Genomic DNA, 3,862 nt, shown 5'->3' with positions numbered 1-3,862 from the left:
CCCCACCGGAACCGCAACCGCCGTCAGGGCCTCCGCACCCACCGGCGCCTGCTCCAGCACCACATGCGCATTCGTGCCGCTGATTCCGAAGGACGAGACGCCCGCGCGACGCGGTGCCCCCGTCTCCGGCCACGCCACCGACTCCGTCAGGAGCTCGACAGCACCCGCCGACCAGTCGACGTGCGAGGACGGCTCGTCCACGTGGAGGGTCTGCGGCAGGACGCCCTCCCGCATCGCCATGACCATCTTGATGATGCCGCCCACGCCGGCCGCCGCCGCGGCGTGGCCGATGTTGGACTTGATCGACCCCAGCCACAGCGGGCGGCCGTCGGCCCGTTCCTGACCGTAGGTCGCGATGAGCGCCTGGGCCTCTATCGGGTCGCCGAGACGGGTGCCCGTGCCGTGCGCCTCCACCGCGTCCACCTGCGAGGCGGACAGGCCGGCGTTCGCCAGGGCCTGGCGGATCACGCGCTGCTGGGACGGGCCGTTCGGGGCCGTCAGGCCGTTGGACGCGCCGTCCTGGTTGATCGCGCTGCCCCGGACCACCGCGAGGACCTCGTGGCCGAGGCTCCGTGCGTCGGAGAGGCGTTCCACCAGGAGCACGCCCACGCCCTCGGACCAGCCCGTGCCGTCCGCTGCCTCCGCGAAGGGCTTGCAGCGGCCGTCCGCCGCGAGGCCGCGCTGGCGAGAGAACTCCACGAACGCGGCCGGGGTCGCGAGGAGCGCGACGCCGCCCGCGAGCGCCATGCTGCACTCGCCCTGTCGCAGGGCCTGCGCGGCAAGGTGCAGGGCGACCAGGGACGACGAGCACGCGGTGTCGATCGTCACCGCGGGGCCCTCAAGGCCCATCATGTACGCGATGCGGCCGGAGACCACGCTGGTCGCGGTGCCCGTGATGAGGTGGCCTTCGCCGCCCTCGGGGGTCTGGGCGGCGCCGGCGCCGTAGCCGGACGAGGAGGCTCCGGCGAAGACGCCGATCTGCTCGCCGCGCACCGACGTCGGGTCGATGCCCGCGCGCTCGAAGACCTCCCAGGAGGCTTCGAGGAGGAGCCGCTGCTGCGGGTCCATCGCCAGGGCCTCGCGCGGGGAGATCCCGAAGAAGCCTGCGTCGAAGTCGCCCGCCCCGTGCAGGAAGCCGCCTTGGAGGGTGTAGCTCGTACCGGGGTTGGCCGGGTCGGGGTCGTAGATGCCTTCCAGGTCCCAGCCGCGGGCCGTGGGGAAGCCGGTGATGCCGTCGCCGCCTGCGGCAAGGAGCCGCCACAGGTCCTCGGGGCTCTCGACCTCGCCGGGGTAGCGGCAGCTCATCCCGACGATGGCGATCAGGTCGTCGTCCTCGGCGGCCGCGGTGTTGCCGGCCGGAGCGCGGGTGCCCGCGGCGGACGCCTGGCGGGTGTCGGACGCGCCGTACCCGTCGCCTAGTTCGGAGGTCAGTTCGGCGTCGAGGAACCGGGCGAGGACGGCCGGCGTCGGGTGGTCGAAGACCATGGTGCTGGGGAGGCTCAGGCCCGTCTCGGCGACGAGCCTGTTGCGCAGTTCGACCGCGGTGAGCGAGTCGAAGCCGAGCTCGCGGAACGCCCGGTCGGGCTCGACCCCGTCCACCGAGCCGTGCCCTAGTACGACGGCGGCCTGGCCCCTGACCAGTTCGGTCAGTGCCTCGGTGCGCTCGGCCGCGCCCAGGTGCCCGAGCCGTTCGCCCAGCGAGGACGTGCCCTCTGCCGGGCCGGTCGTCCCGTCGGGTCCCGCGGGGGTCGTCAGCGCCTCGCGCGCCTCGGCGAGGTCGCCGATCAGCGGGCGGGGGCGGGCCGCGGTGAAGACCGGCACGAAGCGCGCCCAGTCCATGTCCGCGACCGTCACCAGGGTGTCGTCGCAGTCGAGTGCCCGCTGCAGCGCGGTGATCGCAGGGGCGGGCGCCATGGAGCGGATGCCCAGGCGCAGCAGCTGCTCGCCCTCCTCGCCGTCGGCCATGCCGCCGCCGGCCCAGGCTCCCCAGGCGACCGCGGTAGCGGGGACGCCGCGTGCCCTGCGGCGCTGGACGAGTCCGTCGAGGTAGGCGTTGGCGGCGGCGTAGCCGCTCTGGCCACCGCTTCCCCAGACTCCGGCGACGGAGGAGAAGACGACGAAGGCGTCGAGGTCGTGGCCTTCGAGCAGTTCGTCCAGGTGGACGGCGCCGGCGACCTTGGCGGACAGCTCTGTGGCGAGTGTCTCCGTGGTGGCTTCGGACAGCAGCGTGGCCGTGCCGACGCCCGCGGCGTGCACGACGGTCCGCAGGACGCTCTCCTCGCCGTCCATGTCCGGCGTGGCGGTGGTCTGCTCGATCAGTGCGGCGACGGCTGCGCGGTCGGTGATGTCGCAGGCGACGACGGTCACCTGGGTGCCGAACTCCTGCAGTTCGTCGACGAGTTCGGTGACTCCGGGTGCGTCGGGGCCCCGGCGGCTGGTGAGGATCAGGCGCTCCGCGCCGCCCTTGGCCAGCCAGCGGGCCACGTGGCTGCCGAGCGCGCCGGTGCCGCCGGTGATGAGTGCGGTGCCACGGGGCGTCCACGTCGAGCCGTCGGTGCTCTCCCCTCGGGGGTCACGCACGAGTCGGCGTACGAAGGTCCCGGAGGAGCGCACCGCCGCCTGGTCCTCACCGCCGTCGGCGAGGACGGCGCACAGCCGGCCGGCCGCACGCTCGTCGAGCGTGGCCGGCAGGTCGACCAGTCCGCCCCAGCGGTGGGCGCACTCCAGGCCGACGACCCGGCCGAGCCCCCAAAGCGCGGCCTGGGCGGCGCTGGTCAGCGGGTCGGAACGGCCGACGGAGACGGCGCCGCGGGTGCCGAGCCAGAGCGGCACGTCGATCTCCGCGTCGCCGAGAGCCTGCACCAGCGCCAGCGTGCCGGCCATGCCGGCTGCCACGACGGGATGGGTGGGGTGCGGCTCCTCGTCCAGGGCCAGGAGGGAGAGCACGCCGGCCGGCTGCCCGGAGTCCTGGAGGACCTGGGCGAGTTCGTGCGCGAGTGCCGCGCGGTCGGTGGCGGCGGCGTCGATCTCCAGCGGCAGGACCGTGGCGCCATGCGCGGCGAGGGCGTCGACCGTGCTGCGCACCAGGCCGTCCGTGCTGCGTGCCGAGGGGGCGTCACCAGCGCGGCGGGGTATGGCGACGATCCAGTTGCCCGTCAGCGCGTTGCCCGACGGCTGTCCCGCGGGGCCGGCCGTGGCAGGCTTCCAGCTGATGCCGTAACGCCACTCGTCTGCCGTGGAGTTGTCGCGGCTCTGCCGTCGCCAGGCGGCGAGCGCCGGGAGCGCGTCGGCCAGCGGGGCGGAGTCGTCGGGGCGTACGGCGTCGACGAGCGACTGCAGGTCCTCGCGTTCGACGGCGTCCCAGAACCGGGCCTCTTCGGGGGTGTTGCCGCCCTCGCCGCCCACGACGGGCTGGTCCTCGGGGACGTGCGGCCAGTAGCGCTGCCTTTGGAAGGCGTAGGTGGGCAGGTCGACGCGGCGGGCGCCGGTGCCCGAGAAGTACGCCGCCCAGTCGACCGCCTTGCCGCGCACGTGCAGTTCGGCGAGCGCGGCGGCGGACGTGCGTGCCTCGTCACGCCCCTTGCGGAGCGCGGGGACGAAGAGGGTGTCCTCGGTGCCGGGTCCGGACGTGACGCAGTCCTGGGCCATGGCGGAGAGCACTCCGTCGGGGCCCAGTTCCAGGAAGGCTGTCACACCCTGGGTCTGCAGGGTGCGGATGCCGTCCAGGAAGCGGACGGCGCCGCGAACGTGGCGCACCCAGTACTCCGCCGTACGGATCTCCCGCGCGGGGATCACCGCGCCGGTGACGTTGGAGACGATGGCGATCTCGGGCGCGTTGTAGGTGAGGCTCTCCGCGACGGCG

At 74.2% G+C, this 3,862-nt stretch carries 1 protein-coding gene; it reads right to left on the bottom strand.

From position 1 onward, the window contains the following. Window positions 1-3,862: SDR family NAD(P)-dependent oxidoreductase (locus EES42_RS43080; protein WP_124723660.1), on the bottom strand; the 3,862-nt coding region annotated here is incomplete at both ends.

This window comes from Streptomyces sp. ADI95-17 (assembly GCF_003846175.1).
GTDB classification, from domain to species: domain Bacteria; phylum Actinomycetota; class Actinomycetes; order Streptomycetales; family Streptomycetaceae; genus Streptomyces; species Streptomyces sanglieri.
This window is presented reverse-complemented; position numbering and strand designations above follow the sequence as displayed.